Here is a 26,104-nt window from a genome sequence, read left to right on the forward strand (position 1 = left end):
TCCTTTCACTTCCCTAAGATTCCGCGGAATTTGCGGTCTGAACAGCGTTAACGCGCCGCTGGCCAGGCGCTGCCCGACGGGCGCAATATCGATCCTTGAAGCGGTTGCGACAAGCGTCTGACCTGCGGTTTTGTGCTGATGATGCATTTAATGAATCATTGATTCAAGATTTGAGCACAAACTTCGAGGGAACTGTGGGGCGAGAATGGCGGTGGACGCGTCCGGGCGTGTGCTGCAGCTGAGTGCTGTTCAGCTGCTGCATCCCGAGGAACAGACTCTTGAGGACATGCTGACCGGGTGGCGCAACCAGCAGCTTTCCAGGAACCTCCAGTTCGACACGATCGACAAGGGCATCGCGAGTGTCCGCCGGTTCGTGAACCATGTGAACGAGTTTCCGTGGAACTGGGCACCGGAACACGTCGAGGAGTATTTCGGTGACCTCCGCTCAATCCACCAGCTGAAGCACTCCACGGTCCGCGGCTACCAGTCCACGCTCCGCCGGTTCACGTCCTACGTGTCAAACCCCGACTACGGCTGGGACCAGGTCTGCGAACAGCGCTTCGGCACGCACCCGTCCCAGGTCTTCTTTGACTGGAACACCGCCTCCCACACACAGGAGTACGAAGGACGTCCCTCCAAGCGGCCCTTCACCAAGACGGAACTCCAGATGCTGTTCGATCACGCCGACGACCAGGTCGAACTCATCGCCGCCTCAGGCAAGAAAGGCTGGCAGGCCGCCTACCGGGACGCCGTCATGCTGAAAATCGCCTACTCGTACGGGCTCAGATTCAACGAGCTCCGGCACCTGCAATCCATCGACTTTGCGGCCAACCCGAAGGCGCGAAGGTTCGGCAAGGCAGGCGTCTGCAAGGTCCGGTTCGGCAAATCCCGCAAGGGCTCCCCGCACAAACCCCGCAGCGTCCTGACGGTCTTCGACTGGACCGCCGGCGTTCTCGAGGACTGGCTCGCCAACGGACGGGGCATGCTCGACACCCTGGACCTGTTCCCCAGCGAACGCGGCGGCCTGATCTGCGAATCCACCCTGCTGCGCCGGCTCCGGCGCTACCTCAACGAGCTGGGCCTGCCAATGGATGGCCTGGACCTGCATTCGCTCCGGCGCTCCTATGCAACGCACCTGTTGGAGGACGGATGGGATCCTAGATTCGTGCAACATCAGATGGGCCACGAACACGCCTCCACCACCGGGATTTACCAGTTCGTCAGCGACGACTTCCGCAACACGACCCTTCGGGCAGCGCTGGACCGCACCATGGATGAAGTCCTGGGCGTGCAGATGCGAGGTGAATGGTGAGACGCGACGTCGAATACAAGTGGCGGCTCTCGGAGCTCATGGCAGCACGGGGCCTGCACAACACCACCGACCTCATCCCCCTTCTGGCCGAGCGCGGCATCACCTTGTCCCGCCCACAGGTCTACCGTCTCGTCAACCAGAAACCCGAACGCGTCGCACTGCAGGTCATCGCCGCGATCTGCGACATCTTCTCCTGCGGACCCGAGGACCTCATCACCGTCACAGCCGCCGACGTCCGCGCCCGCAAAACCGGAACCAGCGCCCCCAACGTCGTCGACCTGAACCGCACCGTCAGACCACGGCGCGCACGCATCATCGACAATGATCACTGACAAACCCGCAGGCCTCAGCCCCCGCAGCACCAGCCGCGGCCGGCCCCGCACCACGGGGACTGCCACCTGCGCACGCTGCGGCCGGGCCGCCGGTAAAACCCGCGCCACCTGGCCCGAAGGCCGAATCTGCGGCCCATGCTTCACCACCGCCACCCGCACCCACGGGACCTGCCCGGAGTGCGGCCAGCACAGACTTCTACCCGGGCCACCGGACATCAGCGGAGGGCCACGCTGCGCGCCCTGCGCCGGCATCCTCCACGACTTCCACTGCACCCGTTGCAATACGGAGGGCGAGTTCTACCGGCGCGGCATATGCGCCCGCTGCGCCCTCCGGGAGGACCTCAACGAACTACTGCTCATGCACCCCGCCGACCCGGACACCGCCGGCAAAATCGTCCATGCGCTTTGCAAAGCGGACCGGCCCGAAAGCATCATCACGTGGAAACGCTCCCCCAAAGTCCAAGCACTCCTGGCCTCTCTGTCATGCGGGGAAACTCCCTTGACGCACGAAGGACTCGATGCCGCGGCCAAGTCAGCGAACCGCGAAGCCAATCACCTGCGCGCCCTGTTCATTCATCATGGACTCCTCCCCTACCAAGACCCGTATCTGGCCCGGTTCGAAACCTGGATTGACGACAAGCTCCGCCACTTGCCCGAGGAGGTCGCCAAACCCGTCGCACAGTTTGCCACCTGGCATCACCTCCGGCGCATCCGGTCCATCACAACACCGGAGAAGAGCGCCCAAGCCCCGGTCCACTCGGCCAAGCAAGAGATCACCGAAACCGTCAAGTTTCTGGACTGGCTCTGGGAAACCCACCAGCGGACAGCGGCGAACTGCACCCAACAAGACATCGAAACCTGGCTCGCAACCGGTTCCACGACCAGAAAAGCCATCCGCACCTTCATCGTCTTCATCAAGAACACCGGCACAAACCACAGGGTGGACATGGGCCACTACACAGCCAAAACCCGCCCCGCGATCACCCAGGACCAGCGCGTGGCCTGGCTCCGGGAACTGCTTACCGGCACCAGCGAGTCCCTGCCCTACCGAGTCGCCGGCATCCTGCTGCTTCTCTACGCCCAGCCGCTCGTTCGGGTCGCCAAACTCCGGACCGACGCTATCGAAACCAATGAAAGCACCGGCAACATGCGGATCACCTTCGGCCCGCACCCAGTGCCCATTCCCGAACCCTTCGCCGACTTGCTTCGAGAGCACCTTAAAGGCCGTCCGAATCTCAGAACAGGATCAGACGCACAAAGCCCCTGGCTCTTCCCGGGGACCCGGGCCGGACAACCACTTCACCCAAACGGCATCATGGATAGGCTCCGAAGCCTGGGCATCGACCTGCGCGGCGCACGAAACACGGCCCTCGACGAACACCTTTTAGTCTCACCACCGCCACTGGTCGCCGACGCACTCGGATACAGCCACCAAGTAGCCTTCCTCCACGCCGACGCGGCAGGCGACGCCTGGTCCCGCTACGTCAACCTAAGAACCGGGCCTTGAAGCGTCCTTGCGAACACTTCGACAGTGACATCTAACTCTCACTCATCAAGGTCTTCTCGCCTGTCTGAGCGCAGATCCTCAATCGGTCTCTTTCCAATGAGCTCCTGACGATAACCCTCAACTTCAGCAGACTTCTTTCGAGACCATCGCCAACCAAAGTAGGACCCAAGAAGCCCAGCTAACGCGAAACCCACCGCCGTCACAGCCGGGGAGCCCGTTGCAACCTGGATCCAGACGGCAATGCCAACAACCAACATCGCTGTGACTACCAAAACGAAGGCTTTCTGCTTTCGACCCGTCATCGCACTCCTCCCCGAGCAGTTGTGCAAATGCTGGCACGAACTAGACCAACAGGGAAAGCCTTGGCAGCAAAGGTAGACATTCCGTGTTCTAGCGGAGGACTTGCACGACGCAGGCTTTCGTGGCGAATACGCTCACATTTGATCCGCAGGGATGCCAGTAACGTTGATGAAGCAGTTCGATGGCTTGGCCTCTGGCTGAGACATGCATCCCCCTCCTGCCACGGCTATCAAGCCTGTTCTGCTGGATAGCTGGTGGGCTGGTGGGACTGGCCGGCCAACGGGCCGGTTTTGATACTGGTCAGTGACGCCGCCGGATCGAAGCGCCCACCACGGCTCCAAGTCCCAGTCCCAATGCAAAGCCCCAGAACGGCGACTGAAACATTGCCAGGCCAAGGCTGATGCCCAAGGCCGCACCAACCAGGCTGCATATCCACAAGGCTTTGTTCACTGTGTCTCCAGTAGTGCTGGGCTCCTTGGTTCCTGCTGTGACCCTACTGCATCCCTATCCCCTACGCCGCTCAAAACGGGGAGCCCCCGCATGGAAGTTGGGTAGTTCCTCCCCATGCGCGCTACAGCCGGGCGTCCTAACCTTTTGGACATGGCGGCAGGCCGGCCGGTCGCCCGCCAGCGCGATGGAGCGGTCCCCCGGGCCGCTCTCTTGTTCATGCAGACGGCGACCGCGCACCATCCTCCTTCCATTCACAAGGACGCCTCCATGCAGGAACTTCCCCGACCCCAAGCGTGCACACATTCGGTCAGCACCTGCCACGCGTGCCGTTCATTGATGCGTGAGGACGCGCTGCGGCAGGCACCCGGACGGCCCATCATCCTCCTGAAGCCCGCACCGGTCACGGTTCGGGCCCACCCGGGGACCGCCGTCGCCTATACCGTGACGGACGTCCTGGTTGAGTGGGACGGAAGCGGCGGATACCAGCTCCGGTGGGAGGCAAGCTGGCTGGTCCGCAAGGTTGAAGCGCCGCCAGACAGCAACGGCCGACAGGATGCCGGTCCCCTGCCGATCCCGACGCCGGGCATGTACGTGCCCGCGTCAACCCTCTCTGCAGGCGGCTAAGCTCGAAACCATGAGTTCGTTGAAAACGAAGCCGGCCAAGACAGCTTCCGCGAGAGTAGTCCTGGCGGCGGCAGCAGCTGACATCGTGTTGATTCTCGCGTTCGCCGCGATAGGCCGGGACGCGCACCACCGTGAGGAGCCGGTCCTCGGCGTGCTCCTCACCGCATGGCCCTTCCTCGCCGGCGCAGCCGCGGGCTGGGCAGCTGCCAGGGTATGGCGGAGGCCCTTATCCGTCCTGGGGGCAGGTGTTCCCGTCTGGCTGGGCAGCCTGGCAGGGGGCATGGTCCTGCGCGCCCTCACTGGCCAAACAGTCGTGATTCCCTTCGTCATCGTGGCCACGCTGGCGCTTGCCGTTTTCCTGGTGGGCTACCGCCTGCTGATCACCGGCGCTGGAAAGCTCCGCAGTCGATAAGTACAGGACGCGGCAGCCGGGGAAACGCCGACCGTGTAATAGGCTGGCAGCAGAGAAGAAACCTGCCGGGCCCTGCCGCGGCGGAACTGATTGAAGGGGTACAAACGTGGTTACCGCATTTGTTCTGATCAAGACTGACGCCGCCCGCATTCCCGAGACGGCGGAGGAGATCTCCGCCATCGAAGGCATCAGCGAGGTTTACTCGGTCACCGGGGAATGGGACCTCATAGCGGTGGCGCGCGTGCACCGGCACGAGGATCTGGCGGACGTCATCGCCGACCGCCTCTCCAAAGTTCCCGCCGTGGTCCATACCACCACTCACATCGCGTTCCGGGCCTACTCGCAGCACGATCTGGACGCCGCCTTTTCCCTGGGCTTCGAACAGTAGGCCCTGGCCGCCCTAGGCGCGGGACAGGGATACCCAACGGTCCAGCACGGCGGCGGCGGCACCGGAATCAATGGACTGTGCTGCGCGGGCGAACGCCTTCTGCATACGGTCCAGGAACGGGCCCGCCGCTTCCAGGTCGAACGCAACCAGGCCGGCCGCAGCATTCACCAACACTGCGTCCCTGGCAGGACCCTCCTGGCCGGCAAGCACGTCCCGCACGACTCCCGCGTTGGCAGCTGCATCGCCGCCGCGGAGCTGTTCAACGGTAGCCAGGCTGATGCCGAGGTCCTCGGGCGAGAAATGGAGCTCGGTGACGACGCCATTCCGGATCTCCCAGACCGTGGAAGGACCGGTGGTGGTCAGCTCATCCAGCCCGTCGTTGCCACGGAACACCAGCCCCCTGCTCCCCCGCCGGGCCAGGACTCCCGCGACGAGCGGCGCCATCCTCTCGTTGGCGACGCCGACGGCCGAGGCCTGAACGTTCGCGGGGTTGGTCAACGGCCCCAGGAAGTTGAATGCCGTAGGTATTGCCAGCTCGCGGCGGGGTACGGCCGTGTGACGGAACGAGGGGTGGAACACCTGGGCAAAACAGAACGTGATCCCCGCCTCTTCAGCGTTCCGCGCCACCTGCGCAATGGACAGGTCAAGGCGGACACCCAGCGCTTCGAGCACGTCGGCAGAACCGGACGACGACGACGCGGCCCGGTTGCCGTGCTTCACCACCTTTGCACCGGCGCCGGCAGCGACGAGCGCGGCCATGGTGGAGATGTTGACGGTGTTAAGTTGGTCACCACCCGTCCCGACGATGTCGAGCTTTTCGCCGGAGATTGCCACCGGGTTGGCATGGGAAAGCATCGCTTCGACCAGGCCGGAAAGCTCATCCACGGTTTCACCCTTGGCGCTGAGGGCCACCAGGAATCCAGCGATCTGCGCAGGCGTGGCTTCACCGGACATGATGGTGTCCATGGCCCAGGAGGTGCTCTCCGCCGAGAGGTCGGACCCCTTGATAAGGGCGGAGATCAGGCGGGGCCAAGTGTTGCCGGACGCTGCGGATGCCAGTGAAGTCACCTGCTGATGCTATCGAGGGATGGCAGGCGCTGACCAATGTGAACGGTGCCGGGAACTTTTCCGGCCAATTTCGCGTCTTTGTAGAAAAAGTCCTCCGAAAAGGTGGTTTGCGTTGGGCAGCACGGACTTTTACAGACATAATGTCTATGTGACATCTGCGACCCATGCCCCCAGTACCCCGGCGCACCCAACGCTGAACCGCCCCAACATGGTTTCTGTCGGAACCGTTGTGTGGCTGTCCAGCGAGTTGATGTTCTTCGCCGGTCTCTTCGCCATGTACTTCACTCTGCGCTCCACCAGCGGGCAGATGTGGGCGGAAGAGACAGCCAAGCTCAACTTCCCCTTTGCGCTCGTCAACACGATCGTCCTCGTGGCCAGTTCCTTTACTTGCCAGATGGGCGTCTTCGCCGCAGAGCGGCTGCAGCCCCGGCGTACCGGTGGCGCGCTGCAGTTCGCCCGCTGGGGAATGAACGAATGGTTCACCCTGACCTTCCTCATGGGCGCGTTCTTCGTCGCCGGCCAGACCACCGAATACGCGATGCTGGTCTCCGAGCACGTCTCGCTCTCCTCCAACGCCTACGGCTCAGCGTTCTACATGACCACCGGCTTCCACGGCCTCCACGTCATCGGCGGCCTGATTGCCTTCCTGCTCATCATGGGCCGGTCCTTCGCTGCGAAGAAGTTCGGACATTTCGAAGCAACGTCCGCAATCGTCACCTCTTACTACTGGCACTTCGTGGACGTCGTGTGGATCGGCCTCTTCCTGGTCATCTACGTACTCAAGTAGCCAGCTTTGATTCTTTTTCTACAAGAGGCAGAATTTCAGGTAGCGGCTCCCGGAGCCGGCGCAGGATCGAATAAAGGAACCACCACGTGAAGGCACTCTCCCAAAAGCGGCGTCACCCACTTGCAGCAATCGCGCTGCTTCTGATGGGGCTCCTCATTACGGGTGGGCTGTACGCCGTAGCAACCTCGATGAATGAGGCCAAGGCGAGCACCACCACCGCAAGCGCAAGCGACGTGGAGGAAGGCGGCAAGCTCTTCGCCGCCAACTGCGCCACCTGCCACGGCATGGGTGCCAGTGGATCCAAGGACGGTCCGTCGCTGGTCGGTGTCGGTGCCGCCGCTGTTGACTTCCAGGTGGGTACCGGCCGCATGCCGATGCAGATGAACGGTCCCCAGGCCATGAAAAAGCCTGTCCAGTTCAACGACGAGCAGACCCACCAGCTTGCAGCCTACGTTGCTTCCCTGGGAGCCGGCCCGGCAATCCCTTCAGAAGAGCTGACAAACGGTGGCGGTGACGCGGCCGCCGGTGGCGAGCTCTTCCGTACCAACTGCGCCATGTGCCATAACGCCGCAGCAGCCGGTGGAGCCCTGACCCGGGGCAAGTTTGCTCCCGCCCTGGCCGATGTCAGCGGCAAGCACATCTACGAAGCCATGGCCACGGGCCCGCAGAACATGCCCGTGTTCAACGATGCCAACATCTCCCCTGAGGGCAAGAAGGACATCATCACCTTCCTGAAGCAGATCGAGACTACCGGTTCGCCGGGCGGCGCCAACCTGGGCTCCCTTGGCCCGGTTGCTGAAGGCCTGTTTGTCTGGGTCGCCGGCCTCGGCGTCATCATCGCCTTCACCATCTGGCTGACCTCAAGGACTTCCTGAGTTTCGGCAGGAAAAACACACTTCTGCTGCCCAGTCAGCAGCTTGATATTAGAAACTAACCCGGCAACCGCCGGGACGAGAGAAGGATGAGGCGAATTATGGGCAACCATAGTGACGGCAGTCCGAACCACTCGGGCACCGTAGCTACGGCTGGTCAGAATGAGGTGGAGAGGTTCCAGGATCCTGGAATTCCCCCGCATCGTTTGCGCCTGGCTGACACGGACCCGAAGGCCGCAAAGCGGGCAGAACGGCAGGTCGCCTTACTATTTGGCATTTCTGTTGTTGGAACCCTGATCTTCCTGGTGGCGTACTTCGCCATCGATCTTGGTCATGACTCCAGCATTGCCACTATCCGGCTCCAGAATGCCCTGCTCGGCGTCGGCACTGCCTTCGCCATGTTGGGTATCGGTACCGGCATCGTGCACTGGGCCAAGGCCCTTATGCCCGATCACGAGGTCTCCGAGGAACGACATGCGATCCGTTACGAGGAGGACCGCCAGGCTGCTGTCCGCATCGTTGACGACATCGTTGAAGAGACCGGCATCAAACGCCGTCCGCTCATCCGCAACACCCTTCTGGGGGCCGTTGCGCTGGCTCCGCTTCCCGCTGTGGCCATCTTCGGCGACCTTGGGCCGCGGCCTGACGACAAGCTCGCACACACCATGTGGGCTCCCCAGGACGGAAAGCTCAAGCGGCTTACCCGGGACCCCGATGGCACACCCATCAGGGCCGCGGATGTCACCATCGGTTCCGCCTTCCACGTTATCCCGGAGGGGCTGAACGAACTTGAGGAAGGCAAGCTTAACGAGAAGGCCAAGGCCGTTGTCCTGCTTATGCGCCTCGATCCAGCATCGCTGAACCCCTCCAAGGGCCGCGAAGACTGGGGCTACAACGGAATCGTCGCCTACTCCAAGATCTGCACCCACGTCGGTTGCCCCGTTGCCCTCTACGAGCAGCAGACGCACCACCTGCTGTGCCCGTGCCACCAGTCCACCTTCGACCTCACGCAAGAGTGCAAGGTGATCTTTGGCCCCGCCAGCCGTCCTCTCCCCCAGCTGCCGATTGCAGTTGATGACGAGGGCTACCTCGTCGCTACCAGCGACTTCCATGAACCCGTAGGACCAAGTTACTGGGAGCGTGATGAGCATGAGCGCAACATCAACAGCTGAACCCGCTTTCGTCGCTAAAACAAAGACAGGCCGGTTTACCGACTTTGTTGACTCCCGCGTGGGCGGCTCTGGCATCCTTCGCGAATTCGGCCGCAAGGTATTCCCCGACCACTGGTCGTTCATGTTCGGTGAAGTCGCCCTGTACTCCTTCGTCATCCTGCTGCTTTCGGGCACCTTCCTGACGTTCTTCTTCGATCCGTCCATGGCGGAGACCCACTACGACGGTTCCTACGTTCCTCTGAAGGGCGTGGAAATGTCGGTGGCGTACAGCTCGTCGCTGAACATCTCCTTCGATATCCGCGGCGGCCTTTTCATGCGCCAGGTGCACCACTGGGCGGCCCTGCTGTTCGTGGCGTCCATTGCGGTCCACATGCTGCGTGTTTTCTTCACCGGCGCGTTCCGCCGCCCGCGTGAGATGAACTGGGTAGTCGGCAGCGTACTGCTGATCCTGGCCATGGCAGCCGGATTCACCGGCTACTCGCTCCCCGACGACCTGCTGTCCGGTAACGGCCTCCGGATTATCGATGGCGTCATCAAGTCGATCCCGGTCATCGGAACGTACATCTCGTTCTTCCTGTTCGGTGGCGAGTTCCCCGGTACCGCCATCATCAGCCGCCTCTACATGCTGCACATCCTGCTGGTGCCTGCCCTGATCCTGCTGATGATCGTCCTCCACCTGTTCATGGTGGTGGTCCACAAGCACACCCAGTACCCTGGCCCCGGCCGTAACGACAACAACGTTGTGGGTTACCCCCTCGGGCCTGTCTACGCAGCGAAGGCCGGTGGCTTCTTCTTCATCGTCTTCGGTGTGATCGCACTGATGGCCGCATTCTTCACCATCAACCCGATCTGGAACTACGGTCCCTACGACCCGTCCCCCGTGTCCGCCGGTACGCAGCCCGACTGGTACATCGGCTTCGTTGACGGCGCGCTGCGGCTCATGCCGGGCACGCTCGGCAACTGGCACGTGGAGCAGGTCTGGTTCGGCCACGTGTTCACCTTCAACGTTCTGCTGCCCGCCCTGGTGCCGGCCGGGATCCTGTTCACCGTGATGTTCACCTACCCGTGGATCGAACGGTGGATCACCAAGGATGACCGTGAACACCACGTGCTGGACCGTCCGCGCAACGCCCCCACCCGCACGGCAATCGGCGTAGCAGGGTTCATCTGGTACTGCGTCATGTGGGCTGCTGCAGGTTCCGACCTCATCGCCACGCACTTCCACGTGTCGCTGAACGATGTCACCTACTGGCTTCGTGCTCTGTTCTTCATCGGCCCCATCATCGGCTTCATCGTCGCCAAGCGCGTAGCACTTGCGCTGCAGCGCAAGGACCGGGAGATCGCCCTTCATGGTCGGGAGACAGGCCGCATCGTCCGGCTTCCGCACGGTGAGTTCATCGAGGTCCACGCCCCGCTGGATGAGTACAAGCGCTACAAGCTGGTTGGTTTCGAATCACCCCAGGTGATTCCGGCCATTCCCAACGAGCACGGCGTAGTCACCAGCAAGGAAAAGCGCCGCGCGTTCCTTTCGCGCTGGTTCTTTGAAGACCGCGTCGCTCCGGCAACGCCTGCTGAGCTGGAGGCAGCCCACGGCCACGGCCACGAGGCTGTTGAAGCGGCAGAAGGAAGCAAGAGCCTCACGCACTAGCTTCAGAACCCAAAGGAAAGGCCCGATCCGTTATGGATCGGGCCTTTCCTGCTTAACACGTGGCTGCAAGTACCTCCAGGCCCGTTCACCAGCGCCAAAAGTGGCGTGCCTAGTGGTTGCGGGCTCTCCGTGCTCCGGGTCGCTGGAGGGGCACCCAGAGCTTGTACCGGTCCGCCCGGTAGTACGAGACGGAGTAGTCCACCATGGCCCTTGCCACGAACGCATGCCGCTGGATCTTCAACAGGGGCGCCCCCACTTCGACGTTGAGCAGCCTGGCAGTGGAGGGTGACGCCGCCGTGGCCTCGATCATGTCCTCCCCCCACTCCATGACCAGGCCGAACTGCTCGCTGAGGACGTTATACAGCGAGGTGGGCGGCTCGCCGTCGAGCAGCCCTGGGACCCGGTGCGCCGGGATGAAGTTTTCGTCCACGCTCATCGGTTCCCCGTCCGCCAGAAGGAGCCGGCGGAACCGGACCAGCGGAGTGCCCTCATCAAGCTGGAGCTCGCGCGCCAGGAAGGCGCTGGCACCGATCTGCTCGAAGCTCAGCACCTTGGCTGCAGGAACCATGCCGCGCCGCTGCATCTCCTCGCTATAGGACGTGAGCTTCACTTGGAGGTCCAGTTTCGGGCGCCGGACAAAGGTCCCCAAACCGACCACACGCTCGATGACCTCCTCCCCCACCAGGGCATCGATGGCCTGTCGCACGGTCATCCGGGCCAGCCCAAACCGCTCGGCAAGGTCACGTTCCGAGGGAAGCGCCGAGCCCGGGGGGCAGGACTCTGCAATATAGGTCCGAAGGATCTCGCGTAGTTGAACGTAGATGGCGGTTCCGCTGGTGCGGTCTATCTCCCCCGCTATTTCCGTGGCGCCAGCTGCCATGATGTTTCTCCTGCCGTTGGGTTTGCACTCAATTTTAGGACGGGCTAGACCACCTGCTGTACCACTCTCGGTCGCTGTCGCGCACAGCGCCGGCCGCCGGATATATTTGGTCAGGACATTTTGCCGGACAGACGGATGGGGCCGTCGCGTGACGTAGGAGTCGCTTTGCCAGTACAGAAGGCCGTGGTCGCTGCGCCCGTGGGCCTGCACGCACGTTCCGCCGCCATATTTGTCCGGGCGGTCACCGATACCGGACTGCCGGTCTCTATCAGCAAGGCCGGCGCTGACAAGGTGGATGCCCGCTCCCTGCTCCAGGTGATGGCTGCCGACTTCCCGCAGGGCTGCCACGTTGAACTGGCCGTCAATGAGGCGGCCCTGGATGGCGCTTTGGGCCGGCAAAAGGCCGAGGAAGCCCTCCGGGACCTCCGGGGCCTGTTGGAGTCGCAGGGAGCCGCCTGAGCCGCTTGGAGATAGTTAACGACGTCGGGCCCCACCTTTCGGTGGGGCCCGACGTCGCTATTCTTTTTCCTGCCTAGTGCGCGTGGTCTCCGCGGCTGTACTCGTAGACCCAGCCAACGAGTGCCACAACGGCAATACCGGCCGCGATGAAGATGATCCACGGACCCACTGCCAGGCCCAGGAAGCCGGTGGCGCAGGCGATGCCCAGCACGAGGGGCCACCAGCTCCAGGGGCTGAAGTGCCCCTGCTCGCCGGCGCCTTCGTGGATTTCAGCATCACTGCGGTCTTCAGGACGCAGGCCCACCCGCCGGCCGGTGAAGCCGAGGTAGGCGCCGATCATGCCTGCCAGCCCACCAACGAGGAGGATGCCCAGGATGCCGACCCATTCACCCCAGCTGGTCAGGAAACCGTAGACCAGAGCGACGGGAACGAAGAAGAAAACTCCGGAGCCAAAGATCCAGGATTCGATTTTCATTGTGCGGTGTCCTTCTGGTCGGCGTTGCCGAGCACCCCTGCTGCGGGAGCCGGCGACTCAACGGTGTGAACCTGCCGGAGTTCCGGGTGGTGCAGGTCCAGGGCGGGACGCTCCGAACGGATCCGGGGCAGGGACGTGAAGTTGTGGCGCGGCGGCGGGCAGGACGTGGCCCACTCCAACGAAGCACCAAAGCCCCACGGATCATCGACCTGGACCTTTTCGGCGCTGCGCCAGGTGATGTAGACGTTCCAGAAGAACGGGATCAGTGACGCACCAAGCACGAACGATGCGATGGTGGAGAACTGGTTCATCCACGTGAAGTTGTCCTCCACGAGGTAGTCGGCGTAGCGGCGGGGCATACCTTCGACGCCCAGCCAGTGCTGGATCAGGAAGGTGCCGTGGAAGCCCAGGAAGAGCATCCAGAAGTGGATCTTGCCCAGGCGCTCGTTGAGCATCTTGCCGGTCCACTTGGGCCACCAGAAGTAGAACCCGGCGAACATGGCGAACACGACGGTGCCGAACACCACGTAGTGGAAGTGCGCCACCACGAAGTAGGAGTCCGAGACGTGGAAGTCCAGGGGCGGGGAAGCCAGGATGATGCCGGTCAGGCCACCGAAGAGGAAGGTGATCATGAAGCCGATGCTCCACAGCATGGGCGTCTCGAACGTCAGCGACCCGCGCCACATGGTGCCGATCCAGTTGAAGAACTTCACGCCGGTAGGCACTGCGATGAGCATTGTCATGAACGAGAAGAACGGAAGCAGGACGGCGCCCGTGACGTACATGTGGTGTGCCCACACCGTCACGGAGAGGGCTGCGATGGCGATGGTCGCGTAGACCAGGCCCTTGTAACCGAAGATCGGCTTGCGGCTGAACACCGGGAAGATCTCCGAGACGATGCCGAAGAACGGCAGCGCGATGATGTACACCTCCGGGTGGCCGAAGAACCAGAACAGGTGCTGCCACAGGACAGCGCCGCCGTTCTCCGGGTCAAAGATGTGCGCGCCGAACTTGCGGTCCGCGCCGAGCGCGAACAGTGCGGCGGCCAGCGGCGGGAAGGCCATGAGCACCAGGATGGCGGTGATCAGGGTGTTCCAGGTGAAGATGGGCATCCGCCACATGGTCATACCCGGGGCGCGCATGCAGATGATGGTGGTGATGAAGTTGACCGCACCGAGGATGGTGCCGAAGCCCGACAGCGCCAGGCCGAACACCCACAGGTCGCCGCCGATGCCGGGGGTGAACGTGGTGTTGGACAGCGGCGCGTAAGCGAACCAGCCGAAGGACGCGGCGCCCTGCGGGGTGATGAAGCCGGACACCGCGATGGTGGAGCCGAACAGGAAGAACCAGAATGCCAGCGCGTTCAGGCGCGGGAAGGCAACGTCCGGCGCACCGATCTGCAGCGGCATGATGACGTTGGCGAAGCCGGCGAACAGCGGGGTGGCGAACATCAGCAGCATGACCGTGCCGTGCATGGTGAACAGCTGGTTGTACTGCTCTTTGGTCTGCAGGATCTGCATGCCGGGCTCGAACAGCTCGGCGCGGATCAGCAGCGCCATGACACCGCCGAGGCAGAAGAACACGAACGACGCGATCAGGTACATGTACCCGATGGTCTTGTGGTCAGTGGAGGTGATCCAGTTGACGACGATGCGCCCCTTGGATTTGGGTACCACGGGAGCCGACAGGACTCCCGCAGGTGCGGATTGGGTGTACGTAGCCACGTCGCTCCCCTTACTTGGTTTCGTTCAGGTTCGGGTTGCGGTCGTACTCCACACCGAGCAGGCCGGTGTTGCCGTCAGCCTTCAGCTTGTCCATGTGGGCCTGGAATTCGGATTCCGACACCACCTTTACGCGGAACAGCATTTCGGAGTGGTACTCGCCGCAGAGTTCGGCACACTTACCGTCGTAGGTGCCCTCTTTAGTGGGGGTGAACCGGATGTAGTTGGTCTTGCCCGGGATCATGTCGCGCTTCTGGAGGAAGGCAGGAACCCAGAAGGAGTGGATGACGTCGCGGGCGTTGAGTTCGAGGTCAACGGACTTGTTGACGGGCAAGTACAGGGTGGGAAGCTGTTCCTTGTCGATGGTGTTGCCCGTGAGGTGCGCCTGGACGCCTGCCTCGTGGAGGTCTTCCTGAATGACGTCGCCGGACTTGTAGTTGAAGTCCCATGCCCACTGCTTGCCGCGGACGTCCACTACGACGTCGGCCGGCTGGGAGCGGTCATCGATGGCCTGCTGGTCACGGTCGGTGAAGTAGAAGAACACCAGGACCATGAAGATCGGGATGGTCAGGTAGAAGACCTCGAGGGGGAGATTGAAGCTGGTCTGCCGGGGGAAGCCAACGGTTCCCTTGCGGCGGCGGTAGGCAACCAGGCACCAGATGATCAGGCCCCACGTAATGGTGCCCACCACGAGCGCAGCAATCCATGAGTTGACCCAGAGGTCCATGATGCGGTCGGTGTTGCTGGTGGTGCCACGTTCAGTGGGCATCCACCCTTTCTCTACCTCTGGCGAACATCCGGTCAAAACCAACGCGCCGGCAATTGCCAAGCTTGAGATCGTGGTGATCGTTTTGCGTCGGCTGCCGGTTCGGTTCTGCGAACTCACAGACGGCCCTTCCTACTTGTTGCTGTTGTCCGGGCAGCCAGAAAGGCGCTCCGGGCACAAAAAAGTTTTACTACTCGGTGTAGAGCTTACCGCTCCGCCGGGCGTTTCGCCCACATGTCCGCGCCGAGCCCCCGTGCCGTTTTGGACGGCAGGGAACCCGGCGCGGACATCAGGCGAAATAACCGGCTTAGTGGAATGAATCACCGCAGGCGCAGGAGCCTCCGGCGTTCGGGTTGTCGATGGTGAAACCCTGCTTCGAGATGGTGTCTTCGAAGTCGATGCTGGCGCCGCTCAGGTACGGCACGCTCATTTTGTCCACGACGACCTCGACTCCGTCGAAGTCGCGCACGGCGTCACCATCAAGGAGCCGTTCGTCGAAGTAGAGCTGGTAAATCAGCCCTGAGCACCCGCCGGGCTGTACGGCTACGCGCAGCCGCAGGTCCGTGCGGCCTTCCTGCTCAAGGAGGCTGCGTACCTTGCCTGCAGCGACGTCGGTCAGGTTGACCTCGTGAACGGGCAGTTCATCGCTGGCCACGGTGGTGGCGGTGCTGTTTTCGTTGGTTGCGGTGCTCATTGGCCTACCTTCTTAGGACGGTCTGGCGGCGTCGCCGAAACGGCGCCTGCCCCTACGGTTACGGTATGGGCTATAGCTACATGCTACGCGCGGCAGTCCTGTAGCTCTAACTCCTGTCGTAACCGTCAAAGCGGTCCGGTTGTTCCCTGGAAGCCCGTCCGGTCCACTTCACGGCAAAGGACCGTCATTCAGCCCCCGGAAGGCCCTCACCGTTCAACCTTGCAAGCATGAGGGCTTCGGCAACGATGGCGTTGCGGAAGTCACCGATATGCAGGGATTCGTTGGCACTGTGGGCCCTCGAATCAGGGTCCTCCACCCCCGTTACCAGGATCTGCGCTGCAGGATACAGGTCCGTCAAGTCCGCAATGAAGGGGATGGAACCGCCGATGCCGGTTTCCACGGCAGGAACGCCCCACGCCTCCCCCAGGGCCCACATGGCCACGGAGGCAGCGGCGGAGGAGGTGTCCGTCCGGAACGGGTTCCCGGCCTCCCCCGGAGTGAAGACAACCTTTGCGCCGAAGGGCGCGTTGGCCTCCACGTGGCGGCGAACTGCTTCCATGGCGTCCGCCGGAACCTGCCCGGGCGCCAGACGCAGGCTGAACTTGGCCCGCGCGCGCGGAAGGAGGGTGTTGGAGGCCACATCCACGGCGGGCGCGTCGAAACCGATGATCGACAGGGCCGGCTTGGTCCACAGCCGGGAAGCGATGCTTCCGGACCCGGCCAGCCGGACCCCGTCAAGCACCGAGGCATCCGCGCGGTAGTCCGCCTCCGGCATCTCCACCGCAGCCGTGTCGGTTGCCACCAGGCCCTCGATGGCCACGTTCCCGTCGGCATCGTGAAGCGTGGCGATCAGGCGCGACAGCAGCGTGGGCGCATCCAGGACCGGGCCCCCGTACATACCGGAGTGCACTGCGTGTTCCAGGACCTGCACTTCAATAGTGCCGTCCACCAATCCACGCAGGCTGGTGGTCAGGGCAGGTACCCCTACTTTCCAGTTGCTTGAGTCGGCCACCACGATGACGTCGGCACGCAGCAGTTCGCGATTGGCCTCCAGGAATGAACGGAACGTAGGCGACCCCGCTTCTTCCTCCCCCTCAATAAAGAAGGTCACGCCAAGATCCAGGGAGTCGGCCAGGACCTCGGAGACGGCTGCGTAGGCAGCAACGTGCGTCATGATGCCGGCTTTGTCATCGGCAGCGCCCCGGCCGAACAGCCGGCCGCCCTTTTCAACGGCAGTGAACGGCTCCGTTTCCCACAGCGATTCGTCGCCCACCGGCTGGACATCGTGGTGGGCATACAGCAGGACAGTCGGCTTTCCGTCCCCGGCAGGACGGCGGGCGACGACGGCCGGGCCACCGGGTGTGCCGTCTGCCTTGTTCACGGACAGCACCTGGACTTCGCCAAGGCCGGCGCCCCGGACAAGTTCCGCGACGGCCTCGGCGCTGCGTTCCAGGGGGGCGCGGTCGAAGCTGGGCCATGCGATTCCGGGGATAGCGACAAGCTCCTTGAGCCGTGCCAAAGTCCGATCGAAGGAACGGTCTACGGCTGAACGAAGATCGTCCGTCCTGACGTTGCCGGCTGGGCTGGATCCGGGGATGTCTGTGGTGCTGCGCGGGGTGGCAGCGGATGAAGAGGTCATGGCCAAAACATTACCCTCGTCACATTCTGCTCCCGGCCAGGGCGGGCGCGGGAGCAGGCGGCGGGCGTGCTGCTGCAAGGTATTCTGGTCAGGTGTTCGGACGTAGAAAAGAAGCGCCCTCGGCGCAGCAAACAATAGACCAGCAGGCAGCGGAAGCGGCCGCGCGGCAGAACAGCGCGGTGGGCAAGGGCGCCCCAACCCCCACCCGGAAGGCACAGGAGGCTGCCCGCAAACGCCCGCTGGTCCCCGAGGACCGCAAGGCGTCCAAGGCCGCCGAACGCCAGGCCGTCCAGGACCAGCGGCTGAAAATGCGCCGGGCGCTGGACACCGGTGACGAGAAGTTCCTGCCGCTGCGGGACAAAGGCCCGCAGAAGCGGTTTGCCCGCGATTTCGTGGACGCGCGGTTCAACCTTGGCGAGTACCTGATGTTCGGCGCGCTGGTCTTCGTGCTGGTGTCACTGGTGGTACCGGCCTCCAGCGACATGATGATCTACGTCCTGGGCGCATTCTGGGTGATGTTCCTGGCTGTCTTCGTGGACGTTTTTATCCTGTCCCGCAAGCTTCGCAAGCGCCTGGCGGAGAAGTTCGGCGAGGTGGAGCGTGGAACCGTTTGGTACGGCTCCATGCGGTCCCTGCAGTTCCGGAAACTGCGGCTGCCCAAGCCCCAGGTTCAGCGCGGCCAGTACCCCGCCTGACCAGGCATCGACTTCAAAAACCGGAACCCCGGCGGAATGACCGCCGGGGTTCCGGTTTTAAGTAGTGGCTGTCCGGGGCAGGCTTGCCGGCCGCCCGACTATCAGGAGCGGCGGTTCTTTGCCAATTGCCTGTTGATCCGTGCCGCCCAGAACGGACCTTCGTAAAGGAACGCCGTGTAGCCCTGCACCAGGCTTGCGCCGGCGTCGAGCCTTTCCTGTACGTCCTGGGCCGACTCCACACCGCCTACCGCCACCAGGGTCAGGGAATCGCCGGTAGCATTCTTGAGCCGCTTGAGGACGTCGAGGGACCGCGCTTTCAAGGGGGCTCCGGACAGGCCGCCGGCACCGCACTTGGCCACCTGGTCCGCCGGCGAGGTCAGTCCCGAGCGGGCAATGGTGGTGTTGGTGGCGATGATCCCGTCCAGTTTGAGGTCCAGGGCGAGGCGGGCGACGTCGTCAATGTCCTCGTCGCTGAGGTCCGGGGCGATCTTCACCAACAGCGGCACGTGCCGCCCGGCTGCCCGGTCAGCTTCCTGTCCCACTGCCGTCAGGAGAGGGCGGAGGGTCTCCACGTCCTGGAGCAACCGCAGCCCCGGCGTGTTGGGGGAACTGACATTCACCACGAGGTAGTCCGCGGCAGGAGCCAGGCTGCGGGCGCTCACCAGGTAATCGTCCACGGCGTCCGCCAGCTCCACCACCTTGGTCTTGCCAATGTTGACGCCGATGACCGGGCGCACCGACGGGTATCGGCGCTGGAGCGCAGCGCGCGCCGCCTTCAGCCGGGGCGCGACGGCCGAGGCGCCGTCGTTATTGAAACCCATCCGGTTGATGACCGCACGGTCCTCCACCAGGCGGAACAGCCGCGGTTTTTCATTGCCCGGCTGGGCCTGGCCGGTAATGGTGCCGACTTCCACGTGGCCGAACCCAAGATCGGTGAGGGCCTCGATGCCGAGCCCTTCCTTGTCGAAGCCGGCGGCCAGCCCGAAGGGCGAAGGAAATGTAACACCAAAGGCAGTGGTCTGGAGGGACGGTGCAGGCGCCGTCAGTTTCTGCAGGAGCCTCCCGGCGCCCGACGCATGCGCGAGCCGGATGCCTTTGAATCCGATTTTGTGGGCGCGCTCGGCGTCCATCCATGAAAAGGCCAGCCTGAAGAAAGTGGGGTAAACGCGCATGCCTCCAGTTTCCCGTTTCCTGGGGCCGCATACCAAAACGAAGAAGCAGCCGATCCGGAACGGACGCACCCGACGGCCCGGTTTAGCATGAGGTCATGCAGTGGCAGCAGGACATCCTGGGCGGGGACTTTGAGTCCGGTTCCTTTGTGGCCACCGGACCTGACGGTGTGGAGCGGACCGCAACCCTGGTACGGCTCCGGCCTCAGCCGGACAGGGGCGCCGGCGACGGCCGCCGCGGTGCCGTACTGTTCCTGCACGGCTGGAGCGACTACTTCTTCAATGTCGACCTGGCAAGGTTCTGGGCTGGGGCGGGATACGACTTCTACGCCTTGGACATGCACAACCACGGGCGCAGCCTGCGCCCGGAATCCCCTGGTGGGTACGTGGCGGACCTCGCGGCCTATGACGCCGAAATTGAAGAAGCAGGGCGCATCATCAGCGCCGAGGGCGCCCCCGGTCCCCTGGCTTTGATGGGCCATTCCACCGGCGGACTGGTGGCAGCCCTCTGGACCAGCCGGCATCCCGGGGCCGTTTCGTTGCTGGTCCTCAACAGTCCGTGGCTGGAGATGCACGGCAGCTCACTCGTGCGCCGGGCTGCGGCGGGCATGGTGCGCCCGGTTGCCCGCCTCCGGCCTCAAACAGTCCTCCGCCTGCCCGAACGGGGCCATTACTGGCGCACCATCAGCAGCGCTGCGGACGGCGAGTGGCCCCTTGACGAACGCTACCGTCCCCGGATGGCTTTCCCCGTCCGGGCAGGGTGGTTAAGGGCGGTCCTCGCGGGACATGCGCGGGTGGCGCGCGGCCTGGGGATCGAAGCGCCCATCCTGGTCCTGCTCTCCAAGGGGAGCGCCAACGGGCTTCTCTGGTCCGAGGAAATGCGCCGCACCGATGCCGTCCTGGACGTCAATACCATCAGCGCCCGGGCGCTGACCCTGGGCCGCACCGTGACCCTCGAACGGATCGACGGGGCGCTGCACGACGTCTTCCTCTCCCCCGAGCCGGTCCGGTCCGATGCCTACTCAAGGCTGGCCCGCTGGCTGCGTGCGTATGGGTGAAGTTACTCCGCCTGAAGCCCGGCCGGGGAATCATCCCTGACGTCCGCGGGAGCAGCGGCGGCATCCACGGCGCCCCCATACCGGCGGTCCCGCCGGGCATATTCCTCGACGGCGGCCCAAAGCGTCCGCCTGTCCACGTCCGGCCAGAGCGTGTCCATGAAGACAAACTCCGCGTAGGCGGACTGCCAGAGGAGGAAGTTGGACAGCCGCTGCTCCCCCGAGCTGCGCAGGAAGAGGTCCACGTCCGGCAGGTCAGGCTCGTCGAGGTATTTCTGGATGGTCCGCTCCGTGATGGCACCGGGCTTCAGCTTCCCCGCTGCCACCTCCGCGGCAATGGCGGAAACCGCATCGGTGATCTCGGCCCGGCCGCCGTAATTAACACACATGGTCAAATTACAGGTGGTGTTGGCAGCCGTGAACTCCTCAGCTTCTTCCAGCTCACGGACCACCGAACCCCAGAGCCGGGGGCGGCGGCCGGCCCAGCGGACCCGCACTCCCCAGTCATCGAGCTGGTTCCGCTGCCTTCGCAGCACATCCTTGTTAAATCCCATCAGGAAGCGGACTTCCTCGGGCGACCGGCGCCAGTTCTCGGTGGAGAAGGCGTACACGCTGACGTACTCAATCCCCAACTCGATGGCTCCGGCCATGACGTCGAGCAGCGCTGGCTCCCCCGCCTTGTGCCCCTCGATCCGGGGCAGGCCGCGCTGGTTGGCCCACCGTCCGTTGCCGTCCATCACGATGGCCACGTGCCGCGGAATGAACTCAGCGGGAATAGAGGGCGCCACCGCACCGGACGGATGCGGGTAGGGGGCCACCACGGGATGGGTGCGCCTGCGGGCTGCGTTGTTCTTTTTTCCCAGGGCCACTGTCAGCTACGCTCCACATGTTTGAGGGACTTAAGTACTCGTTCCAGATGCCATTGCAGGTACGCGGCCACCAGCCCGGCCGCCTCCTTGCGGTGCTGCGCCTGGGAAGCGTCGGCCGTCGTCCAGTCCCCGGTCAGCAGCGCCGCCAGCAGGACCACGGTCTCCGGCGCCGGGGCGGGTGACCCCGGCGGCCTGCACTGCGGGCAGACCATGCCGCCCAGTGGCGCGGAAAAGGCGGAGTGCGGGCCGGGCATGCCGCAGCGCGCGCAGTCGGTGAAGCTGGGCGCCCATCCGCCGGTAGCCAGCGCGCGCAGCAGGTAGGAGTCGAGAATGAGGCCGGCGGCATGCTCGTCCCGACTCAATGCGGCGAGGGCCCCTACCAGCAGGTTGTACTGCGCGGTGCCCGCTTCGCCGTCCACATCCGTGAGTTTTTCCGCCGTCTCGGTCATCGCCGCGGCCACCGTGTACCTGCCGTAGTCCGCGGCGATGCTTCCGCCGTAGGCACCTTTGGCGACGGCCTGGGTCACGATGTCCAGGGTGCGCCCGGAGACCAGTTGCAGGTCCGCCACCATGAAGGGTTCAAGCCGGGCACCGAAACGGCTGCTGGTGCGGCGCACACCCTTGGCGACGGCACGGACCTGCCCATGGTGCTTGGTCAGGAGGGTGATGATCCTGTCCGCCTCGCCCAATTTGTGGGTGCGGAGCACCACGGCGTCGTCCCGGTACGCCCGGGAGGCGAAAGACTGTTGGGGCACGCTCTATCTTCCCATCCTGTACAGCAACATGCTGCCAAGGCGTGGCGGCGCCGCCGGTAAGAGCGGCGCCACCTGCTACAGGTATCAGGCCTGGGCGTCCCGGATGGCGCGGTTCACTGCCGAGATGACGGCCTTGAGGGAGGACATGCTGGTGTTGGCGTCGATCCCGACGCCCCACAACACCCGTTCCCCTACGGCGCATTCAACATAAGCGGCGGCCATGGCGTTGCCGCCCTCGGACAGCGCGTGCTCGCTGTAGTCCAGCACGCGGACGTCCACGCCGTCCTCGTGGAGGATGTTCAGCAGGGCCGCAATGGGGCCGTTGCCGGTGCCGGTGCGGTTCACCTGGGCACCATCAATGGCGAGGGACGCGTGCAGCGTCATGCCGCCGTCGGCATCCGTTTCCGTCTTGACCCCGCCCAGGGAGTAGCGTCCCCACTGCCCGTCAGCCTGCCCGGACGGCAGGTATTCATCCTGGAAGATCTGCCAGAGCTGGGCGCCACTGACCTCCCCGCCGACGGTGTCGGTACGGCGCTGGATGACACCGGAGAACTCGATCTGCGCACGGCGCGGCAGGTCCAGGCTGTGTTCGTTCTTCAGCAGGTAGGCCACGCCGCCCTTGCCGGACTGCGAGTTCACGCGGATCACGGCCTCGTAGCTGCGGCCCAGGTCCTTGGGGTCCACGGGCAGGTACGGCACCTGCCAGGTGAAGTCGTCCACGGCCTTGCCGGCTGCAGCGGCATCGCGCTCCAGGGCTTCGAAACCCTTCTTGATGGCGTCCTGGTGGGAACCGGAGAAAGCGGTGAACACCAGGTCGCCACCGTACGGCGACCGCTCCGGGACCGGCAGCTGGTTGCAGTACTCCACGGTGCGGCGGACGTCGTCGATGTTGGAGAAGTCGATCATGGGATCAATGCCCTGGACGAACAGGTTCAAGCCCAGGGTCACCAGGTCCACGTTGCCGGTGCGTTCACCATTGCCGAAGAGGCAGCCTTCAATGCGGTCGGCACCGGCCATGTAGCCCAGTTCGGCGGCGGCGACTCCGGTGCCGCGGTCGTTGTGCGGGTGCAGGGACAGGATGATGCCTTCGCGCGGGTGCAGGTGCCGGCTCATCCACTCGATGGAGTCGGCGTAGACATTGGGGGTTGCCATCTCCACGGTGGCGGGCAGGTTGATGATTACCTGGCGGTCCGCCGAGGCTTCAAAGACGTCGGCGACGGCGTTGCACACGCGCACCGCGTACTCCAGTTCCGTGCCGGTGAAGGATTCGGGCGAGTACTCATAGGTCACGTGCGTATCCGCGAGGGTTTCCTCGTACTTTTTGCACAGGCGGGCGCCTTGGAGGGCGATGTCCAGGATGCCGTCCTCATCCTGGTTGAAGACCACGCGCCGCTGCAGCACCGATGTGGAGTTGTAGAGGTGAACGATGGCCTGCTTGGCGCCCACCAGGGACTCGTAGGTCCGTTCGATCAGGTGTTCGCGCGCCTGCGTCAGGACCTGGATGGTGACGTCGTCCGGGATGTGGTTGCCCTCGATGAGCTGTCGGACAAAATCGAAGTCCGTCTGGGACGCGGACGGGAAGCCGACCTCGATCTCCTTGTAACCCATGCGGACCAGCAGATCGAACATCTTCATCTTGCGGGCCGGGCTCATGGGGTCGATCAGGGCCTGGTTGCCGTCGCGCAGGTCCACTGCGCACCAGCGCGGGGCCTTGGTGATGACCTTGTCCGGCCACGTGCGGTCCGGGAGTTCAACCTTGATCTGGTCCTGGAACGGGGTGTACCGGTGGGCAGGCATTCCTGAGGGCTTCTGTGCGTTTCGCATGACGTTCGTGGCCTTTTCTATCGATCTTCAGTGAAAGGGTGGCCGGGCAACACAAACTCCGCAGCGAGGGTGGGCCGTGCGCTAGATAGCGTCTGTGGCCTCGCCGCGGCAGCTAAGGAGAAGGAGCTCTGCACGCACACTTTGAGGGTAACACGGGTGCGTAAGATGAAAGGGCACTACCGTCCGTAAAGTCCAGCATGCAGACGCATTCCGGTTTTCCGCCCGGCAACGGCGTCCCAGCAAAGGAGTTGCAGTGCCCATTTCGGGGATCGATCTGTCCACCATTGATCACACAGTCCGGCCGCAGGACGACCTCTACCAGCACATCAACGGAGCCTGGCTCAAATCAACCGAGATTCCCGATGACAGGCCGCTGGAGGGCACTTTCACCGCACTCCGCGACGGGTCCGAGATCGCTGTCCGGGACATCATCGAGGAAGCCGCGGCAAAGGGGGCGGACGCCACCGGTATCGAGCGGAAGATCGGCGACCTCTACAACAGCTTCATGGACGAAGCAGCTGTTGAGGCCAAGGGCATGGAGCCCATCCGCGGACGACTGGCCGAGGTGTTCGCCACCAGCGCTGTGCCGGACCTCATTGCACTGGCCGGCCGGCTGTTCCGCGCCGACGTGGGCGGGTTGTTCTACATCTACCCTGCCCCCGACGCCGGCAACCCGGACCGGGTCCTGCTGTACACCGGCCAGGGCGGCCTGGGCCTGCCCGACGAGTCGTATTACCGGGAGGAGAAGTTCGCTCCCATCGTCTCCGCCTACGCCGCGCATGTGCAGCAGATGTTCGAACTCGCAGGGGTGGCCGATCCGCAGGGCGCAGCAGCCCGGGTCGTTGAGCTGGAACGAAAGCTGGCGTCCCACCACTGGGACAACGTCACCCTGCGTGATCCGCAGAAGACCTACAACCTGAAGACGGCTGAAGAAGCCACCGAACTCTTCCCGTTCCTGGACACCTGGTTCGACGCTGCAGGAATCGACCAGGCCAAGCGTACGGAAATCGTAGTGAGCACCCCTGACTTCTTCACCGGCGCAGCCGCACTCCTGGGCGAAGTCCCCGTGGCGACCTGGCAGGAGTGGCTGGCCATGCGGGTCATCAGCGGTGCCGCCCCCTACCTGTCCTCCGCCTTCGTGGACGCCAACTTCGCCTTCTACGGCACCACCATCAGCGGCACGCCCCGCAACAAGGACCGGTGGAAGCGGGGCGTCGCCGTCATCGAGGCTGCTCTGGGTGAAGCCGTGGGGCAGATCTACGTGGAACGCCACTTCCCCGAGACCCACAAGGCACGGATGCAGACCCTGGTGGCAAACCTCATCGAGGCCTACCGGCGCAGCATCACCGGGGTGGACTGGATGGGTGAGGACACCAAGGCCGAGGCCCTGCGCAAGCTGGAGGCATTCCGGGCCAAGATCGGCTACCCGGACAAGTGGATCGACTACTCCGCGGTGGAGATCGACCCCCAAGACCTCCTCGGCAACGTGGAACGGGCGCACAATGCCGACGTCGACCGGCACCTGGACGAGGTGGGCAAGCCTGTGGACCGGACCAAGTGGCTGATGACGCCGCAAACGGTCAACGCCTACTACCACCCGATGATGAACGAGATTGTCTTCCCCGCCGCCATCCTGCAGCCGCCGTTCTTTACCGCCGACGCCGACGACGCCGTCAACTATGGCGGTATCGGAGCCGTCATCGGTCACGAGATTGGCCACGGCTTTGACGACCAGGGATCACAGTTCGACGGCGGCGGCGCCCTCCGCAACTGGTGGACGGACCAGGACCGCCAGGCTTTCGAGGCCCTGACAGCACGGCTCGTTGCACAGTTTGATGCTTTGTCCCCCACCGCCGCGCCGGGCCACCACGTCAACGGCCGGCTTACGCTCGGTGAGAACATCGGCGATCTGGCAGGCCTGACCATCGCCTACAAGGCCTACCAGATCAGCCTCGATGGCAATGACGCCGAAGTTTTGGACGGGCTGACCGGACAGCAGCGTTTCTTTGCCTCCTGGGCGGCGGGATGGCGCCAGGTGATCCGGCAGGAAGAGGCGATCAGGCGGCTTGCCACCGATCCCCACTCCCCCAATGAGTTCCGGACCAACGCGATTGCGAAGAACCTGGACTCCTTCCACGAGGCGTTCGACGTCACCGAGGAGGACGGCATGTGGATGCCGGCCGCCGAGCGCGTCAGCATCTGGTAGCCAAACTAAAATTGGGCCCCGCCTG

The 26,104-nt window shown here is 63.9% G+C and carries 25 protein-coding genes; 14 read left to right on the top strand and 11 right to left on the bottom strand.

Features of this window, described 5'->3' with window-relative positions; all coding sequences use genetic code 11:
* Positions 1-205 precede the first annotated feature (205 nt).
* The 6 genes from LFT46_RS10520 (at position 206) to LFT46_RS10545 (ending at position 5,325) form a co-directional block, all read left to right on the top strand.
* Positions 206-1,312 carry a tyrosine-type recombinase/integrase gene (locus LFT46_RS10520; protein WP_175319800.1) on the top strand — a complete coding sequence of 369 codons (1,107 nt, stop codon included), beginning with the start codon at positions 206-208 and terminating at the stop codon, positions 1,310-1,312.
* A complete protein-coding gene (locus LFT46_RS10525) occupies positions 1,306-1,644 on the top strand; it encodes a helix-turn-helix domain-containing protein (protein ID WP_217509636.1) in 339 nt (112 codons plus the stop codon). Before LFT46_RS10520 ends, LFT46_RS10525 begins: the two co-directional genes overlap by 7 nt.
* Positions 1,634-3,151: a recombinase XerD gene (locus LFT46_RS10530; RefSeq protein ID WP_236819513.1), complete on the top strand. Its 1,518-nt coding sequence runs from the start codon at positions 1,634-1,636 to the stop codon at positions 3,149-3,151. The genes LFT46_RS10525 and LFT46_RS10530 overlap by 11 nt, the downstream gene beginning before the upstream one ends.
* A gap of 1,086 nt (positions 3,152-4,237) precedes the next feature.
* Positions 4,238-4,525: a hypothetical protein gene (locus LFT46_RS10535; protein WP_236798404.1), complete on the top strand. Its 288-nt coding sequence runs from the start codon at positions 4,238-4,240 to the stop codon at positions 4,523-4,525.
* A 10-nt stretch (positions 4,526-4,535) separates the two neighbouring features.
* The gene (locus tag LFT46_RS10540) at positions 4,536-4,937 is read left to right on the top strand and encodes a DUF3054 domain-containing protein (protein ID WP_236798405.1); all 402 of its coding nucleotides are present in this window, start codon (positions 4,536-4,538) and stop codon (positions 4,935-4,937) included.
* 106 nt (positions 4,938-5,043) lie between these two features.
* Positions 5,044-5,325, top strand: a complete 282-nt coding sequence (locus LFT46_RS10545; RefSeq protein ID WP_043456257.1) for an Lrp/AsnC family transcriptional regulator — start codon at positions 5,044-5,046, stop codon at positions 5,323-5,325.
* A 12-nt stretch (positions 5,326-5,337) separates the two neighbouring features.
* On the opposite strand, the gene trpD is transcribed toward LFT46_RS10545, so the two are convergent.
* The gene (trpD, locus tag LFT46_RS10550) at positions 5,338-6,393 is read right to left on the bottom strand and encodes an anthranilate phosphoribosyltransferase (protein ID WP_236819520.1); all 1,056 of its coding nucleotides are present in this window, start codon (positions 6,391-6,393) and stop codon (positions 5,338-5,340) included.
* A gap of 112 nt (positions 6,394-6,505) precedes the next feature.
* On the opposite strand from trpD, the gene ctaE reads away from it, so the two are divergent.
* From ctaE to qcrB, 4 genes are all read left to right on the top strand, one after another.
* Positions 6,506-7,180 (top strand): aa3-type cytochrome oxidase subunit III, encoded by a 675-nt coding sequence (gene ctaE / locus LFT46_RS10555; RefSeq protein ID WP_217509392.1) that lies wholly within the window; start codon positions 6,506-6,508, stop codon positions 7,178-7,180.
* An 86-nt stretch (positions 7,181-7,266) separates the two neighbouring features.
* Entirely contained in the window at positions 7,267-8,055 is a 789-nt protein-coding gene (gene qcrC, locus LFT46_RS10560; protein ID WP_236798407.1) for a cytochrome bc1 complex diheme cytochrome c subunit, read from the top strand.
* A gap of 98 nt (positions 8,056-8,153) precedes the next feature.
* Positions 8,154-9,224 carry a cytochrome bc1 complex Rieske iron-sulfur subunit gene (gene qcrA / locus LFT46_RS10565; protein WP_236798408.1) on the top strand — a complete coding sequence of 357 codons (1,071 nt, stop codon included), beginning with the start codon at positions 8,154-8,156 and terminating at the stop codon, positions 9,222-9,224.
* Entirely contained in the window at positions 9,202-10,872 is a 1,671-nt protein-coding gene (gene qcrB, locus LFT46_RS10570; protein ID WP_236798409.1) for a cytochrome bc1 complex cytochrome b subunit, read from the top strand. The genes qcrA and qcrB overlap by 23 nt, the downstream gene beginning before the upstream one ends.
* A 109-nt stretch (positions 10,873-10,981) precedes the next feature.
* Here the strand turns inward: qcrB and LFT46_RS10575 are convergent, their stop codons facing one another.
* Positions 10,982-11,752, bottom strand: a complete 771-nt coding sequence (locus LFT46_RS10575) for a GntR family transcriptional regulator (RefSeq protein ID WP_236798410.1) — start codon at positions 11,750-11,752, stop codon at positions 10,982-10,984.
* A gap of 165 nt (positions 11,753-11,917) precedes the next feature.
* On the opposite strand from LFT46_RS10575, the gene LFT46_RS10580 reads away from it, so the two are divergent.
* Positions 11,918-12,211, top strand: a complete 294-nt coding sequence (locus tag LFT46_RS10580) for an HPr family phosphocarrier protein (protein ID WP_236819523.1) — start codon at positions 11,918-11,920, stop codon at positions 12,209-12,211.
* A gap of 73 nt (positions 12,212-12,284) precedes the next feature.
* On the opposite strand, the gene LFT46_RS10585 is transcribed toward LFT46_RS10580, so the two are convergent.
* The 5 genes from LFT46_RS10585 to LFT46_RS10605 form a co-directional block, all read right to left on the bottom strand.
* On the bottom strand, positions 12,285-12,686 hold the full coding sequence (locus tag LFT46_RS10585; RefSeq protein ID WP_236798412.1) for a cytochrome c oxidase subunit 4: 402 nt from the start codon (positions 12,684-12,686) through the stop codon (positions 12,285-12,287).
* On the bottom strand, positions 12,683-14,410 hold the full coding sequence (ctaD, locus tag LFT46_RS10590) for an aa3-type cytochrome oxidase subunit I (RefSeq protein ID WP_236798413.1): 1,728 nt from the start codon (positions 14,408-14,410) through the stop codon (positions 12,683-12,685). Before ctaD ends, LFT46_RS10585 begins: the two co-directional genes overlap by 4 nt.
* 10 nt (positions 14,411-14,420) lie before the next feature.
* Positions 14,421-15,293, bottom strand: a complete 873-nt coding sequence (ctaC, locus tag LFT46_RS10595; protein WP_236798414.1) for an aa3-type cytochrome oxidase subunit II — start codon at positions 15,291-15,293, stop codon at positions 14,421-14,423.
* A gap of 187 nt (positions 15,294-15,480) precedes the next feature.
* The gene (locus LFT46_RS10600) at positions 15,481-15,867 is read right to left on the bottom strand and encodes a HesB/IscA family protein (protein ID WP_236798415.1); all 387 of its coding nucleotides are present in this window, start codon (positions 15,865-15,867) and stop codon (positions 15,481-15,483) included.
* A gap of 184 nt (positions 15,868-16,051) precedes the next feature.
* A complete protein-coding gene (locus LFT46_RS10605) occupies positions 16,052-17,506 on the bottom strand; it encodes a dipeptidase (RefSeq protein WP_236819525.1) in 1,455 nt (484 codons plus the stop codon).
* A gap of 92 nt (positions 17,507-17,598) precedes the next feature.
* On the opposite strand from LFT46_RS10605, the gene LFT46_RS10610 reads away from it, so the two are divergent.
* On the top strand, positions 17,599-18,201 hold the full coding sequence (locus LFT46_RS10610) for a DUF3043 domain-containing protein (RefSeq protein ID WP_236798417.1): 603 nt from the start codon (positions 17,599-17,601) through the stop codon (positions 18,199-18,201).
* 101 nt (positions 18,202-18,302) lie between these two features.
* On the opposite strand, the gene LFT46_RS10615 is transcribed toward LFT46_RS10610, so the two are convergent.
* On the bottom strand, positions 18,303-19,373 hold the full coding sequence (locus LFT46_RS10615; RefSeq protein ID WP_236819527.1) for a quinone-dependent dihydroorotate dehydrogenase: 1,071 nt from the start codon (positions 19,371-19,373) through the stop codon (positions 18,303-18,305).
* A gap of 95 nt (positions 19,374-19,468) precedes the next feature.
* On the opposite strand from LFT46_RS10615, the gene LFT46_RS10620 reads away from it, so the two are divergent.
* Positions 19,469-20,428, top strand: a complete 960-nt coding sequence (locus tag LFT46_RS10620) for an alpha/beta hydrolase (protein ID WP_236819529.1) — start codon at positions 19,469-19,471, stop codon at positions 20,426-20,428.
* 2 nt (positions 20,429-20,430) lie between these two features.
* On the opposite strand, the gene LFT46_RS10625 is transcribed toward LFT46_RS10620, so the two are convergent.
* From LFT46_RS10625 to leuA, 3 genes are all read right to left on the bottom strand, one after another.
* Positions 20,431-21,294, bottom strand: a complete 864-nt coding sequence (locus LFT46_RS10625; protein ID WP_236819530.1) for an isoprenyl transferase — start codon at positions 21,292-21,294, stop codon at positions 20,431-20,433.
* Between the two features lie 2 nt (positions 21,295-21,296).
* The gene (recO, locus tag LFT46_RS10630) at positions 21,297-22,049 is read right to left on the bottom strand and encodes a DNA repair protein RecO (protein WP_236798421.1); all 753 of its coding nucleotides are present in this window, start codon (positions 22,047-22,049) and stop codon (positions 21,297-21,299) included.
* Between the two features lie 84 nt (positions 22,050-22,133).
* Positions 22,134-23,873 carry a 2-isopropylmalate synthase gene (gene leuA / locus LFT46_RS10635; protein ID WP_236819532.1) on the bottom strand — a complete coding sequence of 580 codons (1,740 nt, stop codon included), beginning with the start codon at positions 23,871-23,873 and terminating at the stop codon, positions 22,134-22,136.
* 253 nt (positions 23,874-24,126) lie between these two features.
* Here leuA and LFT46_RS10640 point away from each other — a divergent pair, with 253 nt between their 5' ends.
* Positions 24,127-26,079, top strand: coding sequence for a M13 family metallopeptidase (locus tag LFT46_RS10640; RefSeq protein ID WP_236819533.1), 1,953 nt, complete (start codon positions 24,127-24,129; stop codon positions 26,077-26,079).
* Positions 26,080-26,104 lie beyond the last annotated feature (25 nt).

Source organism: Arthrobacter sp. FW306-07-I, assembly GCF_021800405.1.
GTDB lineage: Bacteria > Actinomycetota > Actinomycetes > Actinomycetales > Micrococcaceae > Arthrobacter.

Coding starts and splice junctions, on each gene's coding strand:
- LFT46_RS10605 (WP_236819525.1), bottom strand. CDS start 17,506: ATGACCTCTTCATCCGCTGCCACCCCGCGCAGCACCACAGACATCCCC.
- LFT46_RS10615 (WP_236819527.1), bottom strand. CDS start 19,373: ATGCGCGTTTACCCCACTTTCTTCAGGCTGGCCTTTTCATGGATGGAC.
- LFT46_RS10525 (WP_217509636.1), top strand. CDS start 1,306: ATGGTGAGACGCGACGTCGAATACAAGTGGCGGCTCTCGGAGCTCATG.
- LFT46_RS10520 (WP_175319800.1), top strand. CDS start 206: ATGGCGGTGGACGCGTCCGGGCGTGTGCTGCAGCTGAGTGCTGTTCAG.
- LFT46_RS10540 (WP_236798405.1), top strand. CDS start 4,536: ATGAGTTCGTTGAAAACGAAGCCGGCCAAGACAGCTTCCGCGAGAGTA.
- qcrB (WP_236798409.1), top strand. CDS start 9,202: ATGAGCGCAACATCAACAGCTGAACCCGCTTTCGTCGCTAAAACAAAG.
- LFT46_RS10620 (WP_236819529.1), top strand. CDS start 19,469: ATGCAGTGGCAGCAGGACATCCTGGGCGGGGACTTTGAGTCCGGTTCC.
- qcrA (WP_236798408.1), top strand. CDS start 8,154: ATGGGCAACCATAGTGACGGCAGTCCGAACCACTCGGGCACCGTAGCT.
- LFT46_RS10535 (WP_236798404.1), top strand. CDS start 4,238: ATGCGTGAGGACGCGCTGCGGCAGGCACCCGGACGGCCCATCATCCTC.
- LFT46_RS10585 (WP_236798412.1), bottom strand. CDS start 12,686: ATGAAAATCGAATCCTGGATCTTTGGCTCCGGAGTTTTCTTCTTCGTT.
- LFT46_RS10600 (WP_236798415.1), bottom strand. CDS start 15,867: ATGAGCACCGCAACCAACGAAAACAGCACCGCCACCACCGTGGCCAGC.
- LFT46_RS10530 (WP_236819513.1), top strand. CDS start 1,634: ATGATCACTGACAAACCCGCAGGCCTCAGCCCCCGCAGCACCAGCCGC.
- LFT46_RS10575 (WP_236798410.1), bottom strand. CDS start 11,752: ATGGCAGCTGGCGCCACGGAAATAGCGGGGGAGATAGACCGCACCAGC.
- leuA (WP_236819532.1), bottom strand. CDS start 23,873: ATGCGAAACGCACAGAAGCCCTCAGGAATGCCTGCCCACCGGTACACC.